Consider the following 23,764-nt stretch of genomic DNA (forward strand, 5'->3'; position numbering starts at 1 on the left):
GGATTCTCCAATGGTTCTAGGTGCGGTGCTGGGGAAATGGTGGGTGCCGGAGCGGCCTGATCGACGGGTTTCCGGATCGCTTGCGGCCGGCGACTCTTTCGCCCAACTCAGCCTCATCGGCGACCTGGAACCTCCCTCGACTGGCAACGGCTTCGCGCTCTTCGGCTTATATGAGTATGACGTTGTTCATGGCTACGAAGCCGCTCCGTTCAGAAAGTTCACGCTATTTGAGTGCAGCGGGACGATCACGCCGAACTTCGAGCCGTCGTACTTCGACACCCGGCAGGAACTCACCGTCAACGCCGCGGTGCTAGTCGGATGCCACATGGACAAGTTCGATGCAAGAACCGTCTCCGCAGCGAGAGCACAGATATTCGGACTGGACCATTGGTTAGGCGCGGGAACCTACATCGACGAACTCCATCGAACAGTGGACGAGAAATCCGGTGCGATAAAGTGGACGGCCGAGACGCGGTCTGCCGATTTCGGAACGATCACTCTCGCCCAGGGCATGCGCATCCGAGCAATCGATACAGGCTCGCGCGAATCGAGCCACGCCCAGGACGGCACGATCTTCACCGTCGCGGACAACGTTGCGATTGAGATCTCCTACGACACCCCTGTAACAATTCACGACTCGATCGAGGACGCTCGGATCTTCCTCGGGCTGGTGACCCTGTTCACTGGATCAACGGCGTGGATACAGAGTCGGAGCATCCTGCTTCAAGGGCGAGGCGATACCGCCTTCGAATTGCTCGAATCCGGACATCGCGCCCTGGCAGAGTCATATGGTCGTAGCAACGCTCTGATTGAAGGAGTGTTTTATGGTCAAGTTGTTTCCGCCGGATACTCGGACGCTGTTTGTGGATTTGGTCTGCTCAGGGGTCTCGCTGACCGAGGCTTGTGGGCGTGTTGGCGCGTCGAGGCGTACGGGCCATAGTTGGTGGCGCCAGTCTGGGCGAATGAGTATGACTGTGGGTCGTGATGGTGGATTGGTCGATCCGTTCGTGGAGCCCGAGGGTGTCGGTGGTCGGATGCTGTCGTTGGCGGAGCGGGCGGTGATCCAGTTCGGTTGCCGTAAGGGGCTCAGTTACGCCGAGATCGGGGCGGAGATCGGGCGGGACAAGTCCGTGGTGTGGCGTGAGGTGAACCGGAACACGTCGCCGAATGGGGTGTATTACGCCTCGGTGGCGAACACGAAAGCGCATCAGGGCCGGCGCCGGCCGAAGGATTTCAAGCTGATCCAGAACGAGGCGTTGTGTGTGCAGATCGCGGGGTGGATGGATGAGGGTTGGTCGCCGAAGTTGATCTCGGCGATGCTGGCGGTGACCTTCGGCGATGATCAGACTATGCAGGTGAGCCACGAGACGATTTACCAAGCCCTGTATGTCCAGACCCGCGGCAAACTGCGGGCGGATCTGGCGGAGAAGCTGAGTTTGAAACGGACCAAACGCGTCTCCCACGGCGAGGACCGGCGCCGAAACAGCCCGTATAAGGACGCGTTCACGATCAGTCAACGACCGGCCGAGGTGGCCGATCGGGCGGTGCCTGGGCACTGGGAAGGCGACCTGATTATCGGTGCGGACGGGACGGCGATCGGAACGCTGGTGGAACGCAGCAGCCGGTTCACGATCCTGCTGCACCTGCCCGGCTGCCATTCCGCGGACGCGGTGGCCACCGCGATGATCCGCGAGATGGGACACCTGCCGGAGCATCTGCGCCGGTCGGTGACCTGGGACCGCGGCACCGAACTAGCCGACTACCAGCGCATCCAGCTCGCCTTGGACACCACCGTGTTCTTCTGTGATCCGCACTCGCCGTGGCAGCGGGGCACCAACGAGAACACGAACCGATTGCTGCGGTTCTGGTTCGAAAAGAGCTCCAACCTGTCCAACCACAGCGCCGACGACCTCAAACGAGTCGCCGCGATCCTCAACCGCCGGCCCCGCCCCACCCTGGACCTTCAGACCCCAGCCAACCGGCTGGCCCAGCTGCTCACCGCAGCATGAAACCCACCGCGTTGCTAAGACCACTTGACATTGCCCTAGATACTCCAAGCTTGATCGAGCTTAAGAAGCGGGAGCTGCTCCATTCGAACGAAATTGATCTTCAGACAGTCCTTCCGAGATGGTTCCAATTCAACAAAGACGGCGGCCGGATAGGCGTCAACGTGCTCCAGGCAGCCGACTATAAAGACGACCAATATGTCGAGACCAATTTTCTGAACGCAATGACAGCTCTCGAATCTTTATACCTTGCGCTGTCCAAACATCACCCTGCGGCGTTTCCGCGGACGAGACCAAGCCAGTCGGATGACGTCGCGGCGAAGATCGGGCAAGCTCGGCAAGCACTCACACCCGATCTGCACGTCGCGCTGCGATCCACGTCCAAGCGCGATCTCCAGCTGAAGGAAAAGATCTCGACCCTGCTCGCGTGGGTCGGACCTACCCAATTCGCTGTCATCGTGCCAACCCAAAATCAAGCTGAATGGATCGCAAAAGCCCACGCAGCCCGCAACGATCTAACCCACCTCGGAAGCTTCACCGCTCACGTCGACACCAGTGGACTGAACGCACTTCAGCTTGGAATTCGGTGGCTTCTGAAGCTTGCCCTGCTCAAGCACCTCGGTATTGCCGACGAACTCCTTGTCCGAGTCGCTAGGTCGGCAGACGGTCAAGCGGCCAGCTACTCGTTCACAAATTACCTTATGCCCAATCTCGGGTAGACAATGCAAATCAGGCGCGATCAGCCGCCCAATTCGGTTGTTGCCGCTAGACAGTGAGTTCGATCATCCGACACCGAATGAGCACGTCAAACCCGCGGCGGTGTGCTGATCAGAAGATATCGAAGGGACAGCCTCGGCCCTGTGTGCATCGCACGATTTCGGCGAGGGCAGTTCGTTGAGCTCGCGTGGGAAAATGAGGCGACGACTGAGATGGGACGGCCCGCGCTAGGGAACCGCATGCGGATGTTTGGGGTAGTTCAATGCGACGCTCCTACCGGACGACTGAGACACGTCAGGGTGAGTGGCGGTGGAAGGGTCGTCTTGATGATCGGTGTCGAGGTCTCCGTGGATAACGCAATCGGTTTTTAGGCCTGGCTCCACCTCACGAATCGCGACAACCGCACGCGTCACGGTAAAACTGTTTAGATGACAAGGTCCTCGGCCATTTCGACATCCGATGAGTCCGAGATGCGAATCATTCATTCCGTGGTGCAAGCAGTCGCGGCAACATCACGCACAAGCTTGGACCTCTTGGCTCTACCGTTCCCTTTCAGTCAGGTCGCTCTTCTTGACCCGGAACAGTTTGCGAAGGCTGCGAAGGAGCGCCGGATTACCATGTGGGGCGGGCGGGATCTGGACCTCAGCGGACTCGAGGAGTTGCATCGCCGCGGTGTGCTCGTCCCGATGTTCTGCGTGAGCATTGATGATGCGGATCCGTCTCGGCGGCGGGACACGAGTGCATCCCTCACCCCTAAGCATGTTCATTCGACGGTGGTTTCAGAACTCTACCGAGCAGCACAGGAAGGGCGCGTGATGGACCCGGGCGCGGAAGACTTCGAGCAGTGGCCGCATGAACGAGTACGCGCTTCTTGGCCATCCGTAGCGCGAGGGTATCTCTATTCGCAGCACCAGCTTCTTGGCCTCGAACGGGCGCGTTCACTGGCCAGCTCGCTCCGCCCAACCCTGATCGCCAATCGGCTGGTCGTCCATCTTGACGAGGTTGATGTGCCCGACCAGCATGCATTGAGCGCCTGCGCGTCGTGGCGATCGCTAGCCATAACGCTTTCTGCCTTGGATACAAGGGCATGGCCGCACATTACGCGAATGATCGCGGGCAGTGAGACTTGGCGATCTACCACGCTTTCGCAGCCACCGCAGGAGCTGTTGGGCTGGCTCGGTCTCACCGTCAAAGAGGTGCATCGGCAGGCCGAGCTGTTGCGCTCGTCGGCTAGCTTCGATGATGTGCTCGGCGATTTCTATGACCTCATCCGGCGGGCGAACCCGAAGACTTGGGAGACTCTGCAAGGGGATGCGCGGACGGCAATGGATAGCCGTATGGCGGCCGAAGTGCTGGATCTCTTCGCTCACGAACTCACCGACGACGAAGACGATCTGGCCTCGGCGGGAAGCGAACACCTATCGATGCAAGGCCTGAGCGTTCGTGAGCCCTCAATAGATCGTGTTCTCACTAGCCTCCAGCTATCCCCGCATCCGCCGCTCGTCCTTGCGGTCGAAGGACAAACGGAGATGCTCATCATTCCCAGAGTGATGGCGCTCTTGGGCATGAAAGTCGATCCCACGTGGATACGACTTGTGAACTTCGGTGGCACAAAAAAGGACCTGTCCCTGCTCGCTGGCTACGCCTCATCGCCCGCGCTCGGGTCCGACCACGGTCAGTTCGTCATGCTGGATCGTCCGGTTACCCGCTTCCTTGTCCTCACCGACGCGGAGAACAAATATGAGACGCGGGCGGATCGTCAACACCAGCGAAAACTCCTACTCGATTCGATCGCTGCGACACTTCCCGGCGATCTGCGGCCCGACCTCTACACGCGTGGTGCACGAATCGTCGAGATCATCACGTGGGGCCGGCTTCCGTGGGAATTCGCACACTTCAGCGACGCTCAGCTCGCGGACAGTCTCATCAAGGCGGCTGGCAAGCCACATCCCGCCGGCCGCGACCGGCTAATCGCGGACATCCACCAACAGCGCACGAAAGATCCAACGCCGGATATCGACGATGCTTGGAGAAAATCGGGAGTCAGCAAACCGGAGTTAGCGGATGCCCTTTGGCCGATTCTCGAAGCCAGAATTGAGCGGGCGATCACCAGAGGAACCCTCGGCCCGCCGGTCATGAAAGCAGCCTTGCGCGCTTATGAATTGGCCAATTTGTCTTACGGATTGAATGTCTCCGTCAAACGCCACTGCGTGAGAGAACATCACAAATAGAACCTGACGCTCAACACAGGCCGACGTCAAATTTCGATAGTGGGCTATCCATTTCACTGTCACCTTCTGATGGCCTCATTCGAGGCTTGTTGTGGCCCGCCACGGTCTGTCTTGGGGCGGCTGGGCCAGGCTGGCCGGCCGGGATCGTGGGCCGTTCACACCGGTCGGCTTGACTGCCTTCGGTTGCGGGTCGGCCACGAGCTGCCGGTAGGTCAGTGGCGGGGCTGCGGCGGCATATTGGAGCAGGCGGTAGAACAGCAGGCCGCGGGCGCGGGAGTGGCGGCGGTTGAAGCGAAAGCAGAACTCGTCCAGATACGACTGCAGATGATCGGCGTCGACCCCTCCTTGGTGGGTGCCCAGCAACCACCGCTTGCACAGCGCGGCGACCCGGTGCATGGCAGGAAGCAGCTCATGTGCCTCGTGGCCGGAGACCGGGAGCGGCTCGTGCACGTACCAGTCCAGACACGCCTTCCGGTAGGCGGACCAGCCGTCGGTGACGACCGTGGAGCCCGGCTCGATCGTGGCGGTCAGGAACCGGCGCAGTGTCTTGGCCGAGGAGTTTGGTATAATGCTCATCCTGGCTCGCCCGTAGCCGCGCGGATCGTGTAGCTCGACCGCGATCACCACCATCGTCTTGCCCAGCGCGCCGCGGCCACGCGGCCCTGGCCGCTCGCCGCCGAGGAAGGTCTCATCGACCTCGACCCGTCCACTCAGCAGCTCCCGGCCGGGCCGCACCATCGCGCTGCGGTAACGGTGCAGCATCGCCCACGCCGTCTGATACGAGCCCAGCCCCAGCAGCCTCTGCATCGTCAACGCCGACTCCCCGCCCGGATCGGCGGTCATGTACCAGGCCGCAGCGAACCACACCGTCAATGGCGTACGCGTGTCCTGGAAGACCGTCCCCGCGGTACGCGAAACCCGCTTGCGGCACCCGCCGCACCGCCACACCCGGCCCCTGGCCGCCGAGGTTGCCTCCCGCCCGCAAGCCGGACAAACCCGCCCGGACGGCCATCGCAGCCAGTCCAGATAGTCCATACACGACTCGTCATCAGGAAACCACGCCCGCAACTCCGAGTACGAACCGGGATACTGCAAACCGCGCGACGGCACAGGACGATCCTACCGACACGTGGCAGTGAAATGGATAGCCCGCTTTCGATAAACATTAATCGAGCCGGGCCAGCGTCACAACCCGTCATTGATTCCGCTGAAGTAGACGTCGAATAACTTGTCCGTCAATTCCTTGGGCGCACCTTCATCGAGCAAGATTCGTGCGACAAACGCCACGGTGCCGAGCGACAGGAGGAGCAATGATTCAAGCTCTGGGTCGGCGACAAATGGCTTGCCGTGCTCAAAACCCTTCTCGCCCACGGGAGCGTAGCTGATCGCGAGATTGCCGGTAGCGTGGGTGTTCTGAGTTTCCTCCCGCCAGCCCCGAAATAGTCCGACGGCGGAGGGGGTCGCCTTTGCCAGATCCGTGATGCTCCTGGCTTGTTGTCGTACTTTAGGCTCAGAAACATCGGTAATGACGGCCTCGAGGTCAGCGAAATTTGGGAGGTCTTGAAGTCCCATCTCGGCCAGGTGTCCCAAGTGGCTTTGCGCTTGCTTCTTTTCCGCCTCGATCATCGCGTCAATGGCTTGGCGCCGGTCGGCTGTCGCATGAAGCCATTGAAGCCTGAGGACGATCTCGAACAATGATCGACGGTTCGGCGCGGCGGCATGATCGAGATCGTTTTGCGAGGCGAGCGCGATAACTTGGATTTCGGCGAAGGTGGCACTCAGCCATCCAATCGCGAATTGCGCTACCGACGACATTGGCGCAGTCGAGAAATCGAATGTCGCCATTCTCTTCGCTACTTGGCTTAGCTGCTTGGCTCGGATTTCCCGGGCGGGGCGCGCGCGTCGTTCCAGCCTGAGCTGCCGGGCTCGTCTACCGCTCGCCATGGCCTCACAGTAGCGCGGGTCTTAGAAACGCCGCGCTGGATCTCCGCGGAATGATGATGCGTGTAGTTATGAGAACTCTCAACCATCATGGTGACATGGACGAGGACGCTCGCCCCCATCCGCAGGGAGCTTCGTGCAGGGGAGCGTTCGCCCGCAGCACGAGCAAGAGGTTCGGGATCGCTAGTCATGACGTTCGCACGCTCGACCAACTGCTCGAGCGTGGGGAGACCAGCGAGTCCAGATGGTGTCGGATAGATCCGGCAGGCCAAATCGGCTATTCGTCCAGCAGCAGGGAACAGGTCCTCGCCATCCACGGTGATGGTTGGGGATCCTGAGCGGGGAACCGTTGCCACATCTCCTGCCAATTGGGACAGCCATTGATGTACAGGATCTCCACCTTCATGAATCAATCCTCCCGTGTTCAGGTTGTTAATGACGAAGAACAGTTTTACGGGGCGATAAGGCTCGCGATGTGGGGGACCAGATGGGGACCAAAATCATGCAATGCATGCAATGCATGACGTGAATTGAGGCGCTCTGCGTAGCTCTGCGCCCCGAAAAACCAACGAAATGGGTTTTCAGAGCTACCTGGGGGTCAGGGGGTCGCAGGTTCAAATCCTGTCAGCCCGACGGACGGCCGTTTACGGAACCGGCATAAGACGAATCGCCTCGGAGGTTTCTCCGGGGCGATTGTTGTTTTTGCGCTCTTGGGCGAAAGTGCGCACCTGCCTGCGGTACGCCGGTCGACACTGCAGTGAACTGAACCGATTCCCTCCGCGGAGGCCGCCCGAGCAGCTAGTCCTTCTTCATCATGACACCGTGCGGATGGTGGCGTAGGCGTCAAGCAAGACGGCTTCCTCCGATATCGTCGGACCATCCGCGGTGAGGCTCTGTTCGTCGGCGGCGACCTCGATCAGTTGGCGCAGCTCATCCTCGGGGAGATTCGCGCCGAACGCGGGATGGCCAGGTTGCAGGACGATTCCAGCGTCCAAAACCCCGATGCGAATGGGGTCGAAGCCGATCGCATCGACGAACTCCGCCACCCGCGCGACATCCGCGTCGTCGTCGCCGGAGATCGCGATCGCCTTGCGGCCCGGTGCGCCATTAGGCCTGTTTTCCTCTTCCAGATCGTGGTAGCCCATGTGGTTCAGCGCCTTCACGATGCGCGAGCCGGGCAGGAAGTCCTGGACGATGCGGCTCGTCGAGGTTCGGGGATCATTCAGGTCGTCCCGGATTCCATCGGTCTCCCACCAGTAGTTCATCGCGTCGATCACGAGCTTGCCTTCCAACTCGGCCACAGGCAGCCGACGGTACTTTCCGAGCGGCAACGCGAGAACCACGATGTCAGCGTCACGAGCGGCATCCTCCGGACGCACCGCACGCGCGCCCGGCACCAATACGTCGATCGTCAACTTGATCCGCTCCGGATCACCGGAACCGGCGATCAGCACCCGATCGCCGGCAGCGAGCGCGAGGCGGGCAAGCACCGTTCCGACCTTGCCGGCACCCAGGATGCCGATCGTGCGGCTATCGCGGCCGTCGCGGATGTCGCGGATGTCGTGGATGTCGGCGATATGACTCATGGTTGCTTCCTGTCGAGGTCTCTGGTGTCTGTCACGCGTGCACGGCTTTGCCGCCCTTGACGATCTGCGCGGTTCCGCGCCCGGCCAGGTGCCAATCGCCGGGCTCCTCAGCCAGCAGCTCGCGTACTCGTGGCGCGACACGCTCCCCGAACAGGCGGATGCTTTGCTCGCGTGCCTCGCGCGGCAGATGGGTGAGGTCGTATTTCAAGTCGAAGCGCGAGAGGTGGTTGGCCCGCACGATGGCGGCGATCTTTTGCGCGACGGTCTCCGGGGCCCCGACGTACAGCGACCCGGTCTCGACCTCCGCCGCGTATCGCTCCACGGCCGGTGGATAGAAGCCGCGCTCCTTGCTCATCCGGGTGATCACAGGCTGCCAGTGCTGCCAGTGCACGCTCCGTGCCTCGTCATCGGTCTCGGCGATCAGGCCGAGGGAGTGCTGGCCGATCGGCAGTTCTTCGTGTCCGAATTGGGTGAGCGCTCGCAGGTACAGCTCGGCGTGACCGGCGAAGCGCTCCGGGCGTCCGCCGATGATCGCCATCATGAGGGGGAGCCCGTAGCGCGCGGCACGGATGACCGAGTCCGGGCTGCCGCCGATACCGATCCACGCAGGAATACCGCCCTCTGGCATCCGTGGGTGCAGCCGCACCTCGTCGAGAGGGGCGCGATATCTGCCGGACCAGGTCACGCGATCCTCCCGCATGAGCCGGACGAACAGGTCGAGCTTCTCCTCGAAGAGCTCCTCATATTCGGCGATGTCATAGCCGAACAGTGGGAATGACTCGATCGCGGATGCCCGCCCCAGCACGAGCTGGGTGCGCCCACCGGAGATGCCGTCGACCGTGGCGAACTCCTGGTAGAGCCGAACGGGATCTTGTGTCGACAGCACGGTCACCGAGGTGCCGAGGCCGATTGTCGATGTGGCCTGTGCTGCGGCCGCGAGCAGCACCGGAGTCGCGGAGTCGACCGAGTTCTCCTTGTAATGCTCGCCCACGCTGAAGGCGTCCAGCCCTACCGATTCGGCCAACTGCGCCTCCTCGACAAGCAATCGCACCGACTGGGCGTCCGACATCACCCGGCCCCGATCCGTGGCGACGTCACCGAACGAATTCAACCCGAATTCGAGACGCGCCCTTTGCTCCGTCATCGTCCTTACGACCCTTCTCATGTTCCACACCCTGAATTGACGTGTCAATATCGTTGCGACGATAGAGTTGACGTATCAATTCCCAAGGAGGGAAGATGACCGAGACAAGTCGCACGATGCCCACGCGCGAGCAGTTGCGCATCTGGCGGGACTACATCGAGACGGGCGAGGTGCTCAGGGCTCGCCTGGGGGGCCGGTTGCAGGGCGCGTCGGCACTGTCGTCCGGCGACTATCAGGTCCTCCTGGCTTTGACCGAGGCTGCGCAATACACCCTGCGCTCCTCGGAGCTGGCCACACTGATCGGGTGGGAGCGTAGTCGTTTGTCCCATCACTTGGGCAGGATGGAGAAGCGCGGCCTCATCCGCCGCACCCCCTGCGCGGACGGTGTGCACGGAATCGACGTGACTGCCACCGAGCCGGGCAGGCACGCGTTTCGCGCCGGTTCCGTGCCGCACTTGCGCGCTGTGCGGGAGCTTTTCATCGATGCGCTTACCTCGGCGCAGCTTGCGGAGGTGGAGGCGATCACGGCTTCCCTGCGCAGTCACCTGGGTCTCGACGCGGCGTCGAACCGGAACCGGTAGGGGCCGCTCGCTCCGCCGTTTCCTCGCAGAGCCCGATCCCGTGGTCGAAAACTGTCATGCGGGAAATGAACTCAGCAAACTGGCCGGCCGTCTGCGAAATGAACAATGAAGCGGATGCTGCGACCGTTGATCTGACTATTCTGTGGTTTTCGCGGCCAAACTGGTGGGGATGAATATCAGCGAGGAGCCAGTTATGAAAGCCATCGTCGCGACCGATCGGAACGCAGGAACTGCAGGGCTGGCGCTGGCGGAGCGGCCCGAACCACGAGCATCCGAAAACGATGTGATCGTGGCGGTGCACGCATCCGGTTTCACGCCCGGAGAATTGGCGTGGCCAGGGACATGGCAAGACCGGGCGGGGCGCGACCGGGCGCCGTCGGTCCCCGGGCATGAGTGCGCCGGGGTTGTTGCCGAGCTCGGGTACGGAACAACTGGGTTCACGCTCGGGCAGCGGGTATTCGGTCTGACGGACTGGACCCGCGATGGCACTCTGGCCGAATATGTCGCCGTCGAAGCGAGGAACTTGGCGCCGCTTGCGGCGGACATCGACTTCGTGGTCGCGGCCAGCCTGCCGATCTCCGGATTGACCGCGTGGCAAGGGTTGTTCGACCACGGCCGACTGCGGGTCGGCCAGCGGGTGCTGGTGCACGGCGCGGCCGGTGGTGTCGGCTCCGTAGCCGTTCAGCTCGCGCGCGCCGCCGGCGCCCACGTGATCGGCACCAGTCGCACGGGGGACAAGCAAGCCGTGTTGGACTTCGGAGCGAACGAGTTCCTCGATCTCACAGACGACGGCTGGGCAGACACCGACAAAGTCGACCTCGTCTTCGACGTCATTGGCGGCGACATCGGGGCACGCTCGACCGACCTCGTTCACAAGGGCGGCACGCTCGTCACGATTGCCCGGCCGCCCCGACGGTATCCGGAGAACGGCCAGGCGATCTTCTTCGTTGTTGAAGCGAACCGCCGGCAGTTGGGCGAAATCGCTCAGCGTGTGCGCGACGGGCTACTGCGTACACCGATCGGCACGGTCGTATCAATCGACGATGCCGCAGCCGCGTTCAACGCACCCGATCGTAAACGCGGAAAAGTGATCGTGCGAGTGCGCGACTGATCGGTTGCGATCGAGGCGTTTTCGCGCAGGCGTTCGGACGGATCTGGGGACTCGTGAAGTTTGCCTGGCCACTGAGTGCCACCATTGTGCAACGCTTGATGCATGGATCTGGAGGTGTCGCCCGCGCTCACGATTCCCGCGTCGGAACTGGACTGGCGGTTCTCTCGTTCGTCTGGGCCGGGTGGTCAACACGTCAACACCTCGGACAGCCGTGTCGAGCTCACCTGGAGCATCGTCGACTCGGACGCACTCTCCGAAGGCCAGCGGATGCTGCTGGTCGCGCGTCTCGAACCACGCCTCGTCGCCGGAACGATCACTGTGACCGCGTCAGAGCGCCGCTCCCAGCTCCGCAATCGCGAGATCGCCTTGGGCAAGCTTGCTGATCTCGTCAGCATGGCTCTAGCTCCCGAGGCTGCTCTCCGTCGCGCGACCAAGCCCACTCGGGGCTCGGTCGCGCGACGCCTGGCCGCGAAGGAGCAACGGTCGGCAACGAAACGGCAACGGCAGCGGCCGTCCCCCGAATGAGCACCGACATTGGGGATCGCACAGAGCGCTCACCCGGCACACGCTTCTGGATTACGATGCCGATGCGCGACGGTGGTGACGTCCGCTATCGGTTGCCGTCACAGAACTGCGGCGTGCTGGGCCTGCTCCAGCGGGCATCCTAGAACCGCTGAGAAAGTGACTAGGCTGACACCTTGCCGCTTGCCCAGTGTGGTGTGCCACGGGCAGCAATGGCTGTTCCGACAAGAGCCGCCGCAAGCATGATGGTCACCGCCGCGATCCCCGTACCGACACCGAGATTCAGAACCAGGATGGCGCCGACCACAGCTCCGATCAACATTGCGAGCACCGTCAGCAGACGTCGCGCTGCCGTCGCCAAGTCGCGTTTGCGCAGATCCGATCCGATGCCCGTCAGTGTCATGGTGAGGACGGTCGTGGTCATATCGGGCACCGCGAGCTGGCGTACGACCGCGTTTTGGATTCCGAGGGCGAGACTTCCGACCGCCAGGATCAGGAGCTGACGGGCGGCCCATGCACGGGATGCGCGAAGTAGCTGCGGACCGCTGAAAGACGTGCAGATTCTTCAGGCATGATCTTCGTCGATTCGTTACGTCCTGCATGCTTTTTTCATATACTGTACACAGTGTCCAGTAATAGTCAACGAGCCTCTCGGCGTGGCCGTCCGCGCAGTGAGAACGCGCGACGGTCCATACTCGACGCTGCTGCGGGGCTCGCACTCGAGGGCGCCGCGGGTGCAGGCGTCGATGCGATCGCGGCCCGAGCAGGAGTCAGCCGCACCACCGTGTACAAGTGGTGGCCGTCCGCAGCCGCCGTACTGCTCGAAGGACTCCTCGACCGCACCCGCGACACGATCGAGTCTCCCGCTTCCGCGACGACGCGCGAGGCGCTGGGTGACTACCTTGGTCGGCTCGTCGTGCTCGTCCGGGACACGTCGGCGGGCGCTCTCTTCAGAGGGCTGACTGCGGCAGCTGTCACGGATTCGGCCGTCGCGCAGGCGCTTATCAACGATTGGATCGCGCCGCGCCGCGCCGCGGTAATCGAGCTGCTCGCCCAGGGTGCGCGTCGAGGCGAGGTGCGCGCGGACCTCGACTATGCTGCCGTCGCCGATGTGTTGTTCGGCCCGATCTACTACCGGCTGATGTACCAGCATCAACCGCTGACGGATCAGCTGTCGGCGGAAATCATGAAGATATGCTGGCCGGGCATTGAAGCGCCAGACCATACAGCCGGACCGACAAACAAAGAACGAAGAAAGAGGATCAACCGATGAAAACCTTTACCCCACCACTGACCACACTCGACGCCTCGAACATCATTCTGGGGCTGATGCGGATCTCCGATCTCGACGATCAGGCCATTCGCGCCCTCGTCGGCGCGGCACGCGACGCAGGTATCAACTTCTTCGATCACGCCGACGTGTACGGCGGCGACCACGGGTGCGAGCGGCGCTTCGGCGACGCGATCACCTTCACGTCGGCCGAACGCGAGTCAGTCATCATTCAGTCCAAGGTCGGGATCAGAAATGGGTTCTGGGACTTTTCGACAGAGCACATCCTCGACTCGGTCGACAAAACGTTGTCTGCTTTGCGAACGGATTATCTCGACATCCTGCTGTTGCACCGTCCTGATGCGCTGGTTGAACCGGATGAGGTCGCTGCGGCCTTCGACTCTTTGCAGGCCTCCGGAAAGGTACGCAACTTCGGGGTATCGAATCAGACTCCGGGCCAAGTGGAACTACTCAAGCGTTCCGTCAACCAACCGCTCGCCTTCAATCAGATGCAGCTGAGCATCACCCATGCCCCCATGATCGCAGCAGGCGTCGCTGCGAACATGGCCGGGCTGGACCAGTCCATCGACCGTGACAATGGCATCCTCGACTACAGCCGGCTGAACAACATCACGGTCCAGGCGTGGTCCCCGTTCCAGAAGGGATTCTTCGACGGCGTCTTCATCGGTGACCGTGAGAACTTCGGGCCTCTGAACCATGCGCTCGATGAGATCGCTTCCGCCCACGGCGTGACACCGACCGGCATTGCAGTTGCCTGGATCCTTCGGCATCCCGCCAACATGCAGGTGGTGCTGGGCACGACCAAGCCGGAACGGGTGGCACAATCCGCCGCGGGTTCGGAAGTGCGGCTGGACCGTGAGGAATGGTATCGGCTCTTCACGGCGGCCGGGCACGTGCTTCCGTAAATTGGATTCAACCTCTCGTGCCGATCTGGTGGTCGAACGCCGGCCGATCTGAGGCCGCAACCAAGGCGATATCTGCGACGGTAGGTGCACAATGAAAGGAGGAAGGTTGGTGCACGGTGACAGAAATGGTTGGGCTTAGCGGACGGGCCGAGCGAATGCAGGCGGCGTTGTCGCCGGTACTTGTGATCGGGCCGGATTTCCTTGCCGGCCGACGGGACGCCGACGACATGGCACAGACCATGGTGCGGGCAGTGCAGCAGTTCGCCGACGGTGAGCGTGCTCGCCAAGAAGCAAGCGCGGTGCCCGAGATAGACATCGATCCAGCTTCGGCGAGCCGCGAAGCCCAAAAACTCCAAGGTGCGCTCGCCGAAATCTACACCTGCGGTTCCGGATATCTGGCGGATCGCTGCGACTCCGACTGTGTCGCTCGCACAATGGCACAGATTATGGACGAATTCGGCGAACTGACACCGCGCACACCGTGACGATGGTTGCGCCGACGAGGTTGCGCCACACGCTTGTCTCGCCCACCAGCGCATCGTACGGCGCGTTGGCGACCACCAGATTCCGCGTCGCGTCGTACACGGCAACCGGGTTGCCGGCCAGGCGTCGAGCAGCCGCGGTTGTCGTGGGTCTGTCAGTCCCATGACATGGCGGCGACTGCGTCGCCGTGAGATCAGGAACGATGCTGGATGCCATGACAACGACACTGATAACCGGCGTGACGGGTGGGCTCGGGTCCGGCCCCGCGCCCTTCGGTCACATCTGCACGTCCACGAGTTCGAAGATATCCAGACTGAACCGGCCCTGTCCCTCGGAGAGAAACGGGAGTCCCGCACTGAGCGCCTTCGCGCCTTCGAGGTCGGCGGCTTCGACTATCGAGTAGCCTTGCAGCTCAGTCGGCGTGCGATCGCTGCCGTCGTCGCCGATGCTTGCGCGTTCACCGAACGGCGCGCCGCCGTCGACGAGTGCTGCGCCAACGGCACCCATCCAGGCGCCCCACGCTGCCATTTGCTGCGCCGATTCCTCTTCGGTGAATTGGTCCATGGGTGTTGCCGGACCGTTGTAGATGAAGATGTACTTGCTCATGATGTTCCTTTCGTCGTGCGGGGCTGATGGCCCACGCAACTCGGGGTTGCCGGCTCGGTTTTGCCGGCTTAGCGCGGCCGTTTCAGCGTTGCCGATCGAGTGTCGTGTCGCCGACATTCTCGTCGAGCCAGTCGACGAGGGGCCGGGTTGCCGACAGTATGGCGGCGACGTGGTCTTTGGCCGCGGCGGTCTGCATCCAGCTGTCCGTGCTGGGCCATCGCGCCCAGGCGGCGAGGTCCTTTTTGCGGAGGAGATCGGCGCGTGGGTGATCTTTTGGATAGCCGCGCGGCACCGTCTTGAGAGCATCGCGGGATGTGACCTTGACCCCGGCGCCGGCAAATTCGGTGCCGGTGAGTTCGGCGATCAGCCGCTGGAGTCTCTCGCCCTGCGCGCCATTCGCGACTGCCGTGCGGTATCGATCGATCTGGTCTGACGCCATCGTGTAGTATCCGGCACCCACGCCGATGCCGTGCGCGGAGAACTGTACGTATCCGCGGCCGATCGTGGCGCCGATCGCTGTCTTGTACGGCGATTTGTCGGCGCTGAATCGGATGTCGCGATTCGGACGGAAGATCTTGCTCTTGCCGAATTCAGCACCGAGTTCGCCCAGAAGTGCTTGCATCGGTGCGAGAACGGCCTGGTCGTACACGCTTTTGTTCTCAGTCCAGTAAGCCTTCGAGTTGTCGGCCTCGAGGCCGCGGAAGAATTCAGTGGCGACCGCCGACCAGCCGTCGAATGCGGACATCCCAGACGCCTTCCTCTGCTTTCGCGGCCGCGGCGGTGTACCCCGAAGTCCGCTCCAGCAGGCTCATCTTCGCACCGAAACGCCCGCAAGGGAAGCGGTAAAAGCGTGAGATACGGCGAGCTGCACGGGACTTTCGACCCTTGCCGATCGGCCCGTGCCCAGGGACCCTGGTGGCATGGAACTCTCGGCAGAATCAAGAGAAGCGACCGTGGCCGTGGATGGGAGTGCTCGCAGCCGTGCTGCCGTGGACTGGGCGGTGGAACGTGCCTACCGAGGAACGCGCAATCTGAGGCTGATCACTGTGATCGACGAGGTAGTGGGAGTCCAGGAACCGCACCTACAAGCACAACTCGCACGTCGTGCCGATGAGTTCTTGCAGGCCGAGCGGGCACGCGTCGCACAGAATTATCCGTCGATCACGGTCGCCACTGAACTGGTATACGGGGGAGTCGCTCACGCGCTTAAGCGTGCCTCCGCGCAGTGTGACCTACTGGTCGTCGGGACCCATAAGAACGGGCTGCTCAGACAAGCGATCCTCGGCTCTCTCGGCATCCGGATGGCAAGAATAGCCGCCTGTTCCGTGGCTGTCATCCCGGAGACCGTTCCTGCTGGGAGCGCCGTCGTCGTGGGGCTGGACAGCACGGATCAGTCCCGCACAGCAGCCGAGTTTGCTGCCGCAGACGCGGCAGCGATGGGCAGCGAGCTGGTTATGGTTTGCGTCGGCTATGCCCCCAATCCGCTCTACTCTGACCTCATTCCCCCCACCCTGCCTGCTGAGGAGCGAGCCGAAATTTTGGCTCGGACGTCGGAACACCTGCTGCGGCTCTTTCCTCAGTTGGCAATCCAGACGCGCAGCGAGGAAGGGTCACCGCAGAAGGTATTGCTTCAGGCCTCGCAGGATGCGCGCTTGCTCGTCGTGGGCCATCACGATCGGTCGGCGGTCACACAACTGTTCGAGGGCTCCGTCGCGCACGGCGTGCTGGTCGGCATGTCGACGCCGGTTGTTATCGTACGCGCGAAGAGTTCCCCCCGCAGAGAACCGATCGAATCCGCGCCGGCCTCGGACGCGCGCGCCTGAATGACCGCGCCTCCGGACTGACTGTAGCAATTCGAACGTGACGCACGATCTGAGAGTGACAGCACGGTGAACGAGCCAACAAAACCTGACAGCGACGTCGATGACGTCGATCAATCGGTGGCGGGCGGCAGCATCGTGGTTGGCCCCGACGGGTCGAGCGGCGCAGCCGAGCCCCCTTTTGTCGCCCTCGAACTGGCAGAAGCACTGAAGGCGCCCCTTGTTATCGCCCGCTCATGGAGTAACGACACGGCACCGAAGGCGCCAGAGGAAGAATTCGGCTATGTTTCCTCGTTCGTGGAGATCACGGCTGTTGTGGACAGCGAACTGAGAGCCGATGCGAGAGCGGCGGTTGAAGCGCATCCCTCCGTCGTTACCGAGTATCGCGTGGCGCTCGGCCAGCTGGCGGAAATGTTGATCCGTACTGCAGCGCGGGCCAGGACAACCCGGAGCGCCGGTCAGGACCTTCGACTCTGGCGGGTGCCGCACGCGGATCGGATTATAGTGTGATGGACGAGAATCAGACTCCGAACGAAGGCCTTTCATCAGCGAACGCGCCAATGGGAGGTAACGCGAACAATCGACGAATTGTCGTGGGCGTGGACGGTTCAGAGTCGTCCATCGCAGCATTGCGCCGCGCGAGTCGCATCGCAGCCGCGCTGGGTGCATCGGTCGAGGCGGTGACGGTCTGGCACACGCCCCTCAGCGCCGGCGAGTATCCGCTTGCATTCGATGTGAACCCCGAGGAAGACGCGCGCAGCATTCTCAACACAGCGCTGCACGCGGCGTTCGGTGCACAACACCCGGTGTGGCTGCACGCATTCGTGGTTGAAGGCAACACACCGAAGGCGCTGATCGACGAGAGCGAAGGCGCCGAGATGCTGGTTCTCGGGTCACGTGGTCATGGCGGATTCGTCGGTCTGCTGCTCGGCTCCGTGAGCACAGCCTGCGCTGAACACGCTCGCTGCCCCGTGCTCATCATGCATACGGCCGATGCCGCGGTGACTGCGGAACGGTGAGCGGTCTTCGAACAGGAGAAAGAACAGCGACCATGGTCAATTCGCGACTCAACGCGACGCCGGCAAACACGGCACGCGCGTCCTGCGCCACTGTGCCGGGAAGAAGATGCTCACAGAGCACTCGAACGGTTCGTCACCCACGATTTCGGCGAGATCATCACGACCGTGTGCGGGCGCGGCGGAGTCGTGACTCTCCCCACTTTCACGGTCGGTCGGGTTCTGCACCATCTGATCGCATACGGGCCTTATCGACGCAACGCAATCATATTCACAGGATTTCAGGCGGGTGGCACTCGGGGAGCAGCGCTCGGCCAGACCATCAACGTTCGCGTGAGCGCATTCATCCGAGTACCAGTAGGAAGGAAACACTATGAAAGCCGCCGTTGTCACCTCGTTCACCGCACCGCTCGAGATCCTCGAGCATGAAGTCCCGGAGCCTGGATCGGGCGAGGTGCTCGTCCACTTGGAGGCGTGCGGGCTGTGCCACACAGACATTCACGCCGCCCACGGCGACTGGCCTGCAAAGCCTCGCTTGCCGCTCATCCCGGGGCACGAGGGTGTTGGAATCATCGAAAAGCTCGGGGCGCACGTCACGAATCGTGCGTTAGGCGAGCGAGTTGCGATTCCGTGGCTCGGCTACGCGTGTGGCGAGTGCCGGTACTGCATCGACGGCCGTGAGACGCTGTGCGAGAAGCAGCAGAACAGTGGTTACTCCGTCGATGGCGCTTTTGCAGAGTATGCCGTCGCGAACGCTCGCTTTGCGGTTCCGGTGCCGGAGGGCATTTCGCCCGTCGAAGCTGCACCACTGACGTGTGCAGGCGTGACAACATACAAAGCACTCAAGGTCGCCCGCATTGTTCCAACAGAACGCGTCGCGGTTTTCGGTATCGGTGGGCTGGGGCACCTGGCGGTGCAGTATGCGCGAATCATGGGCGGCTCCGTGATCGCTGTCGACATCGAAGACGCCAAGCTCGACCTCGCCCACGAGCTCGGCGCCGAGCAGCTCGTGAACGCGTCGAAGGTGGACCCAGTAGCCGCCATACAAGCGCTTGGCGGCGCCGATGTCTCCGTCGTACTTGCAGCCTCGCCTCGCGTGTTCGAGCAGGCTTTCTCTGCGCTGAACCGTGGCGGTCGCCTTGTCTGCGTCGCCCTTCCCGCTGACGAGCGGATGACCATCTCGATCTTCGACACGGTGATCAAAGGCATTTCCATCATCGGTTCGATCGTCGGCACCCGGCAGGATCTCACCGAGGTGTTTGCGCTGCATGCAGCCGGACGCACCAGGATCGTCGCCGAGGGGCGTCATCTCGAACAGGTCAATGAGGCTATGACCGAAGTGCTGTCAGGCAAGGCGCTCGCACGCCTCGTCTTCGAGTACTGACCATGGACGAAGAACTCACCGGATGGTCTCCGCGGGGGCCGGTCACCGAGTTGTCCGACGCGCACTGTTGGAGTCGACTGCGCCGCGCCGGCTTCGGGCGGCTGGCAGTCAGCATTGATGGGTATCGGGAGATCTTCCCGCTCGACTTCCACGTCGACAAACGCAGCGTGGTCTTTCGCACCGCAGACGGCACCAAACTCCGCGAACTGATCGCCAACCCTCACGTTGCGCTCGAAGCAGACAAGCACGGCACGCGGGCGCTCGTTCGAGCGTCACCCGCACCCGGTGATTCACTCCGAACACGATCGTACCTGAGCCCGGTCAACTCGTGCCGACGTCGAAGAGCGCGATAACCCATCCGTTCTACGCTGACCGACCGGTGAACCGTGACGCACGCCGGTGCACTCGATGGAAATAGCCGCGTCGGCGACGGGGCGGGGGAGCCGTTTCGAACTGCTGGGCCGGCCGACTGAAGAACCACTTCTTCGCCAATTCGACGCAGACCAGATATGCGACAACCATGGCGACCAGGGCGAGGAAGAACGGCACCGGTATGGGCTGGAAACCGAGCAGACCCGAAACGGGAGAATACGGCAACCAGATTCCGACTGCGACCACCGCCAGTGAGGCGAGGGTCAAACCGAGCGATGGCTTGCTGCGAAAGAACGGGATGCGCCGGGTGCGGATTGCGAAGATGATCAGTGTCTGCGTTGCGATCGACTCGATGAACCAACCGGCCTGAAACTCGCTCTGCGATGCGTGGAAAAAGACAAGCATGAGGGCGAAGGTTGCGAAGTCGAAGAGCGAGCTGATCGGTCCGAACAGCAGCATGAACCGGCGGATATAGCCGATGTTCCAATGCGCCGGTGCCTGCAACTGCTCGCGATCGACCCGGTCACCGGGGATCGCGAGCTGGCCGGAGTCGTAGAGCAGGTTGTTGAGCAGGATCTGCCCGGGAAGCATCGGCAGGAAAGGCAGGACAACAGACGCGATCGATGCGCTGAACATGTTGCCGAAGTTGCTAGAGGTGCCCATCAGAACGTACTTGATCGTGTTCGCGAAGATGCGGCGGCCTTCGGAGACGCCGTCAGCGAGCACTGCGAGGTCTTTGTCCAGCAGCAGCACGTCGGCTGCATCCTTTGCCACATCCGCGGCCGATTCGACAGAGATGCCAATGTCGGCCTGGTGCAGCGCGAGCGCGTCATTCACTCCGTCGCCGAGGAAGCCGACCGCCCGGCCGGAATGCCGGAGCAAGCGGATGATTCGCGCCTTCTGTTCGGGGGAGACCCGCGCGAAGATCGTCGCCGTCGCTGCCGCGCGTCGCAGCTCATCATCGCTCAGCGGCTCGATGTCGATGCCCGACAGGATGCCGCCCGACGCGAGCCCGATGTCCGTCAGCAGCTTCTCGGCCACCCGGGCGTTGTCGCCCGTCGCGATCTTCACCGCCACCCCGAGTTGTGCCAGCGTCTCCAGCGAGGCACGGGCATCCGCTTTCGGGCGATCGAGAAACACGAGGAATCCAACCAGGGTGAGACCGTTCTCGTCGGCCGGTGACAGCTGTCCGATGCCGGATCCGCTCTTGACCGCGACCGCGATCACGCGCGCGCCCGACGCGTACTGCTCGTCCAAAACGCCCTGAGCTGCAGGTGGCACGACCGAGCAGCGCCGCAGCACGTCTTCCGGTGAGCCTTTCGTCACGAGTTGACGCTCCTGCGTCGGTGCCTCCACGAGCGCCGTGGTCATCCGCCGCTCGTGGTCGAACGAGAGCAGATCGATGCGTTCATAAACGGCCGGATTGGTCGCATCCGACCGGGGTGCCTGCCACAGGGCCGAGTCCAACGGATTGAGCGCGAGCACCGTGCCGGGAGGCGTGCGGTAGTCGGTTTCGGTCGCGAGTAACCCGAGAAGGAAGACGCGATCGGGCGTCGTCATCGCGTCTGTCGAGAGCGCAGCGGTGAAGCTGATCCGTCCTTCCGTCAGGGTGCCGGTCTTGTCGGTGACCAGAATGTCCATGTCTCCGAGGTCCTCGATGCAGACGAGTCTCTTGACGAGCACCTTTCGTTTCGCCAGTGCGCGGGAGCCAGCGGCGAGGCTCGCACTGACCACGGCAGGAAGGAGCTGAGGTGTGATTCCTACGGCGATGGCCAGTGAAAACAGCAGCGAATCCAGCGGGGGGCGTTGCAACAGCACGTTCGCGACGAAGATCAACGTGGTCAGCACGACGGCCACTTCGAGCAGGAGCACCGAGAATCGGCCAAGGCCTCGCTGGAACTCAGTCTGCGGTTGCTGGGTCGCGAGCCCGCCGGCGATGCGCCCGAACTCTGTGCGGGCACCCGTTGCCACCACGACTCCGGTAGCGGTTCCGGATTGCACGACCGTGCCCATCAGCATGCACGGGGTGAGGTCTCCGATGCCCGCGCCACGTCCGATCGGCTCCGGCGTTTTCGTGGTCGGCAGCGACTCGCCGGTCATGATCCCCTCGTCGCAGGACAGGTTGTGGGCGAGAATCAGGCGCATGTCCGCGGGCACCACGGCACCCATGGAGAGCTCTACGACGTCTCCGGGTGCAAGGTCTGTGACATCGACCTTCGCCGTGGCGCCATCCCGCAGCGCGACGACGGTATGCCTGATCTGATCGTGCAGCGCATCCGCCGCCCGCTCCGCCCGGAACTCGTTCACGAAGCCCAGACCGATGCTTGCGGCCAGGATCACAGCAATGATCGCCGCGTCGGCCGCCTCCCCAAGAAACACCGACACACCGGCGGTCACAAAGAGCAACACCAGAATGGGGCTCTTCAGCTGCCGCCCTAGCACACGCCACGGTCGAGCCCTGTGTGCTCGCAATACGTTGCGTCCTACGATCGCGAGCCGCTCTGCCGCCTCTGCGGACGTGAGCCCTTGCGCGCGCGAGTTCAACGCACTGAGTACTGCGGCACTGTCCTGCGATGCAACGTGTTCCAGCGCGAGCGGAGACTCCAGGTGCGGTGTCGATGTCGTCTGGCTGTTCATTGTGGTCTCATTTCATCGCACCGGCGCATCGAATGGTAGGACTTTCGACCCTGTTTGCGCTTGTGGCGCGTTCGACTCATCAGGTGAGAGCGGATGGTTCGGCCCGGTCGGCGCGGAAGCCGTCGCGTTGCTCCGGTGCGAACAGGACCAACGCCCCTGTGCCCGTCGTGGACATCGACGTAGTCTCGGTGCAAGGAGTTCCATAGGAGGAGGCAATAATGCGTCGAGTCGAGGGGCCGGTCGAGCGGCTTTCTGAGGAGGACTGCTGGCAGCTTTTGCGCACAGCGACAGTGGGACGGGTTGCTACGAGCGCGGGTGGCGTACTCGATATCTTCCCCGTCAATTACTATTCGGACGGCACGAGCATCCTGTTCCGCACCGCGCCGGGGGACAAACTCGTTGAGCTGACCATCAACGAAAACGTCGTGTTCGAGGTGGATGGCTATACCGAACCGATCGCATGGAGCGTCATCGCCAAGGGAACTGCTGCCGTGCTCGACCGGCAGGAAGACGTCGATCGGGCGGAGAAGGTGCCGTTGAATTCATGGATCCCGACGTTGAAGAGTATCTACGTGCGTATCGTCCCGCGGAGTCTGACTGGGCGACGCTTCGAGCGCGGGCCTGAACCAGAATGGATGTGAATGATGCCCTCTCGGGCGCCAGCCAAGCGCACGACGCCGGCTGCCGGCACTGCCCGCCAGAACGTCAGGCCGAGCGGACCGGTGATCAATAGTACGGTTGCCGTACGTTGGTCGGCTGGCTCGTTACTCATCTGCTCATCGTGTGGCCGCTCGATGCCGCGCGCATTGTTCAGCCGACATCCTGATTCCCGGGCGTAGCTGAGACACGTAGCCGAGAGGCGCGGCGGATTCAGGGACTTTCGACTCTGTCTCGGGGCCGCGTCCGGTGCCAGGCTGGGCGCATGAACAATGCAGCCACGGACACGCAACAAGGCGCACTAGCAGGCTCGTCTTCGTCGGAAACAAAACCCAAAATCGTCGTCGGACTGGATGGGTCCGCGTCATCCGACGCCGCGCTACGTCACGCGGCACGGTTGGCCACGGCGTTGGATGCCTCGCTCGAAGGCGTTGCGGCATGGACGTACCCGATCGCGTTGAGCCCGTATCCCGTCACGACGTTGCCCAGCTTTGAAGATGCTGCACGCGAGACGGCTCGAGAAGCTGCCGATCGAGTCTTCGGCACCCGCTGGCCGGACTGGTTCACCATCGTCGTTGCGGAGGGCAACTCCGCACAGGTTCTGATCGCGCAGAGCGAGGGTTCAGAGCTGCTGGTTGTCGGTTCCCGTGGCCACGGCGGGTTTGCCGGCCTGCTTCTGGGTTCGGTCAGTGCTGAGTGTGCTGCGCACGCGAAATGCGCTGTACTCGTCGCGCGCGAACCGGTTGCTTCCTGA

The 23,764-nt window shown here is 62.6% G+C and carries 27 protein-coding genes; 19 read left to right on the top strand and 8 right to left on the bottom strand.

All coding sequences use genetic code 11. The annotated features are described in order from the left end of the window. Window positions 1-10 precede the first annotated feature (10 nt). From QU604_RS09275 to QU604_RS09290, 4 genes are all read left to right on the top strand, one after another. A complete protein-coding gene (locus tag QU604_RS09275) occupies window positions 11-940 on the top strand; it encodes an ApeA N-terminal domain 1-containing protein (protein ID WP_308468519.1) in 930 nt (309 codons plus the stop codon). Next, window positions 825-2,009 (top strand): IS30 family transposase, encoded by a 1,185-nt coding sequence (locus QU604_RS09280; protein WP_409350011.1) that lies wholly within the window; start codon window positions 825-827, stop codon window positions 2,007-2,009. Before QU604_RS09275 ends, QU604_RS09280 begins: the two co-directional genes overlap by 116 nt. Window positions 2,010-2,059: 50 nt before the next feature. After that, window positions 2,060-2,725, top strand: coding sequence for a HEPN domain-containing protein (locus tag QU604_RS09285; RefSeq protein ID WP_308468521.1), 666 nt, complete (start codon window positions 2,060-2,062; stop codon window positions 2,723-2,725). 468 nt (window positions 2,726-3,193) lie between these two features. After that, window positions 3,194-4,954: a hypothetical protein gene (locus QU604_RS09290; protein WP_308468522.1), complete on the top strand. Its 1,761-nt coding sequence runs from the start codon at window positions 3,194-3,196 to the stop codon at window positions 4,952-4,954. Between the two features lie 75 nt (window positions 4,955-5,029). On the opposite strand, the gene QU604_RS09295 is transcribed toward QU604_RS09290, so the two are convergent. From QU604_RS09295 to QU604_RS09310, 4 genes are all read right to left on the bottom strand, one after another. Then, window positions 5,030-6,064: an IS1595 family transposase gene (locus QU604_RS09295; protein WP_409350012.1), complete on the bottom strand. Its 1,035-nt coding sequence runs from the start codon at window positions 6,062-6,064 to the stop codon at window positions 5,030-5,032. 75 nt (window positions 6,065-6,139) lie between these two features. After that, the gene (locus tag QU604_RS09300) at window positions 6,140-6,799 is read right to left on the bottom strand and encodes a hypothetical protein (RefSeq protein WP_308468523.1); all 660 of its coding nucleotides are present in this window, start codon (window positions 6,797-6,799) and stop codon (window positions 6,140-6,142) included. 908 nt (window positions 6,800-7,707) lie between these two features. Continuing rightward, window positions 7,708-8,481 (bottom strand): NADPH-dependent F420 reductase, encoded by a 774-nt coding sequence (locus QU604_RS09305; RefSeq protein WP_308468524.1) that lies wholly within the window; start codon window positions 8,479-8,481, stop codon window positions 7,708-7,710. A 31-nt stretch (window positions 8,482-8,512) separates the two neighbouring features. After that, window positions 8,513-9,625, bottom strand: a complete 1,113-nt coding sequence (locus QU604_RS09310) for an LLM class flavin-dependent oxidoreductase (RefSeq protein ID WP_308468525.1) — start codon at window positions 9,623-9,625, stop codon at window positions 8,513-8,515. A 95-nt stretch (window positions 9,626-9,720) separates the two neighbouring features. Between QU604_RS09310 and QU604_RS09315 the strand changes: the two genes are divergently transcribed. The 4 genes from QU604_RS09315 (at window position 9,721) to QU604_RS09330 (ending at window position 11,985) form a co-directional block, all read left to right on the top strand. Then, window positions 9,721-10,206 (top strand): MarR family winged helix-turn-helix transcriptional regulator, encoded by a 486-nt coding sequence (locus tag QU604_RS09315; RefSeq protein WP_308468526.1) that lies wholly within the window; start codon window positions 9,721-9,723, stop codon window positions 10,204-10,206. 193 nt (window positions 10,207-10,399) lie between these two features. Continuing rightward, window positions 10,400-11,317: an NADP-dependent oxidoreductase gene (locus tag QU604_RS09320; RefSeq protein WP_308468527.1), complete on the top strand. Its 918-nt coding sequence runs from the start codon at window positions 10,400-10,402 to the stop codon at window positions 11,315-11,317. Window positions 11,318-11,419: 102 nt separating this feature from the next. Next, window positions 11,420-11,842 (top strand): alternative ribosome rescue aminoacyl-tRNA hydrolase ArfB, encoded by a 423-nt coding sequence (gene arfB / locus QU604_RS09325; protein WP_308468528.1) that lies wholly within the window; start codon window positions 11,420-11,422, stop codon window positions 11,840-11,842. Then, a complete protein-coding gene (locus tag QU604_RS09330) occupies window positions 11,839-11,985 on the top strand; it encodes a hypothetical protein (protein WP_308468529.1) in 147 nt (48 codons plus the stop codon). The genes arfB and QU604_RS09330 overlap by 4 nt, the downstream gene beginning before the upstream one ends. Before the next feature lie 17 nt (window positions 11,986-12,002). On the opposite strand, the gene QU604_RS09335 is transcribed toward QU604_RS09330, so the two are convergent. Continuing rightward, window positions 12,003-12,401 (bottom strand): DUF1275 family protein, encoded by a 399-nt coding sequence (locus tag QU604_RS09335; RefSeq protein WP_308468887.1) that lies wholly within the window; start codon window positions 12,399-12,401, stop codon window positions 12,003-12,005. A gap of 63 nt (window positions 12,402-12,464) precedes the next feature. On the opposite strand from QU604_RS09335, the gene QU604_RS09340 reads away from it, so the two are divergent. The 3 genes from QU604_RS09340 to QU604_RS09350 all read left to right on the top strand — a co-directional run bounded on the left by QU604_RS09340 (window position 12,465) and on the right by QU604_RS09350 (window position 14,520). Further along, entirely contained in the window at window positions 12,465-13,112 is a 648-nt protein-coding gene (locus tag QU604_RS09340) for a TetR-like C-terminal domain-containing protein (protein WP_308468530.1), read from the top strand. Beyond that, window positions 13,109-14,035 carry an aldo/keto reductase gene (locus tag QU604_RS09345; RefSeq protein WP_308468531.1) on the top strand — a complete coding sequence of 309 codons (927 nt, stop codon included), beginning with the start codon at window positions 13,109-13,111 and terminating at the stop codon, window positions 14,033-14,035. Before QU604_RS09340 ends, QU604_RS09345 begins: the two co-directional genes overlap by 4 nt. Before the next feature lie 116 nt (window positions 14,036-14,151). Further along, the gene (locus QU604_RS09350) at window positions 14,152-14,520 is read left to right on the top strand and encodes a hypothetical protein (protein WP_308468532.1); all 369 of its coding nucleotides are present in this window, start codon (window positions 14,152-14,154) and stop codon (window positions 14,518-14,520) included. Window positions 14,521-14,794: 274 nt separating this feature from the next. Here QU604_RS09350 and QU604_RS09355 read toward each other — a convergent pair whose 3' ends face one another. Both QU604_RS09355 and QU604_RS09360 read right to left on the bottom strand, forming a co-directional pair. Next, entirely contained in the window at window positions 14,795-15,124 is a 330-nt protein-coding gene (locus QU604_RS09355) for a YciI family protein (protein ID WP_308468533.1), read from the bottom strand. Window positions 15,125-15,206: 82 nt separating this feature from the next. Next, on the bottom strand, window positions 15,207-15,869 hold the full coding sequence (locus QU604_RS09360; protein ID WP_308468534.1) for a DUF2461 domain-containing protein: 663 nt from the start codon (window positions 15,867-15,869) through the stop codon (window positions 15,207-15,209). Window positions 15,870-16,044: 175 nt separating this feature from the next. Here QU604_RS09360 and QU604_RS09365 point away from each other — a divergent pair, with 175 nt between their 5' ends. From QU604_RS09365 to QU604_RS09385, 6 genes are all read left to right on the top strand, one after another. Next, window positions 16,045-16,947 carry a universal stress protein gene (locus QU604_RS09365; RefSeq protein WP_308468535.1) on the top strand — a complete coding sequence of 301 codons (903 nt, stop codon included), beginning with the start codon at window positions 16,045-16,047 and terminating at the stop codon, window positions 16,945-16,947. A 66-nt stretch (window positions 16,948-17,013) separates the two neighbouring features. Beyond that, window positions 17,014-17,454, top strand: a complete 441-nt coding sequence (locus QU604_RS09370) for a hypothetical protein (RefSeq protein ID WP_308468536.1) — start codon at window positions 17,014-17,016, stop codon at window positions 17,452-17,454. A 50-nt stretch (window positions 17,455-17,504) separates the two neighbouring features. Then, a complete protein-coding gene (locus QU604_RS09375; protein ID WP_308468888.1) occupies window positions 17,505-17,963 on the top strand; it encodes a universal stress protein in 459 nt (152 codons plus the stop codon). A gap of 186 nt (window positions 17,964-18,149) precedes the next feature. Then, entirely contained in the window at window positions 18,150-18,389 is a 240-nt protein-coding gene (locus QU604_RS22190; protein WP_409350013.1) for a hypothetical protein, read from the top strand. Continuing rightward, complete coding sequence (gene adhP / locus QU604_RS09380) at window positions 18,334-19,344, top strand: alcohol dehydrogenase AdhP (RefSeq protein WP_308468537.1); 1,011 nt, start codon at window positions 18,334-18,336, stop codon at window positions 19,342-19,344. Before QU604_RS22190 ends, adhP begins: the two co-directional genes overlap by 56 nt. Window positions 19,345-19,346: 2 nt before the next feature. Next, on the top strand, window positions 19,347-19,697 hold the full coding sequence (locus QU604_RS09385) for a pyridoxamine 5'-phosphate oxidase family protein (RefSeq protein WP_308468538.1): 351 nt from the start codon (window positions 19,347-19,349) through the stop codon (window positions 19,695-19,697). Between the two features lie 10 nt (window positions 19,698-19,707). On the opposite strand, the gene mgtA is transcribed toward QU604_RS09385, so the two are convergent. Further along, window positions 19,708-22,353: a magnesium-translocating P-type ATPase gene (mgtA, locus tag QU604_RS09390; protein ID WP_308468539.1), complete on the bottom strand. Its 2,646-nt coding sequence runs from the start codon at window positions 22,351-22,353 to the stop codon at window positions 19,708-19,710. Window positions 22,354-22,571: 218 nt separating this feature from the next. Here mgtA and QU604_RS09395 point away from each other — a divergent pair, with 218 nt between their 5' ends. Next, a complete protein-coding gene (locus QU604_RS09395; RefSeq protein ID WP_308468540.1) occupies window positions 22,572-22,994 on the top strand; it encodes a pyridoxamine 5'-phosphate oxidase family protein in 423 nt (140 codons plus the stop codon). Between the two features lie 281 nt (window positions 22,995-23,275). Further along, window positions 23,276-23,764, top strand: coding sequence for a universal stress protein (locus QU604_RS09400; RefSeq protein ID WP_308468541.1), 489 nt, complete (start codon window positions 23,276-23,278; stop codon window positions 23,762-23,764).

It is taken from the genome of Rathayibacter sp. SW19 (assembly GCF_030866825.1).
GTDB lineage: Bacteria > Actinomycetota > Actinomycetes > Actinomycetales > Microbacteriaceae > Rathayibacter_A > Rathayibacter_A soli.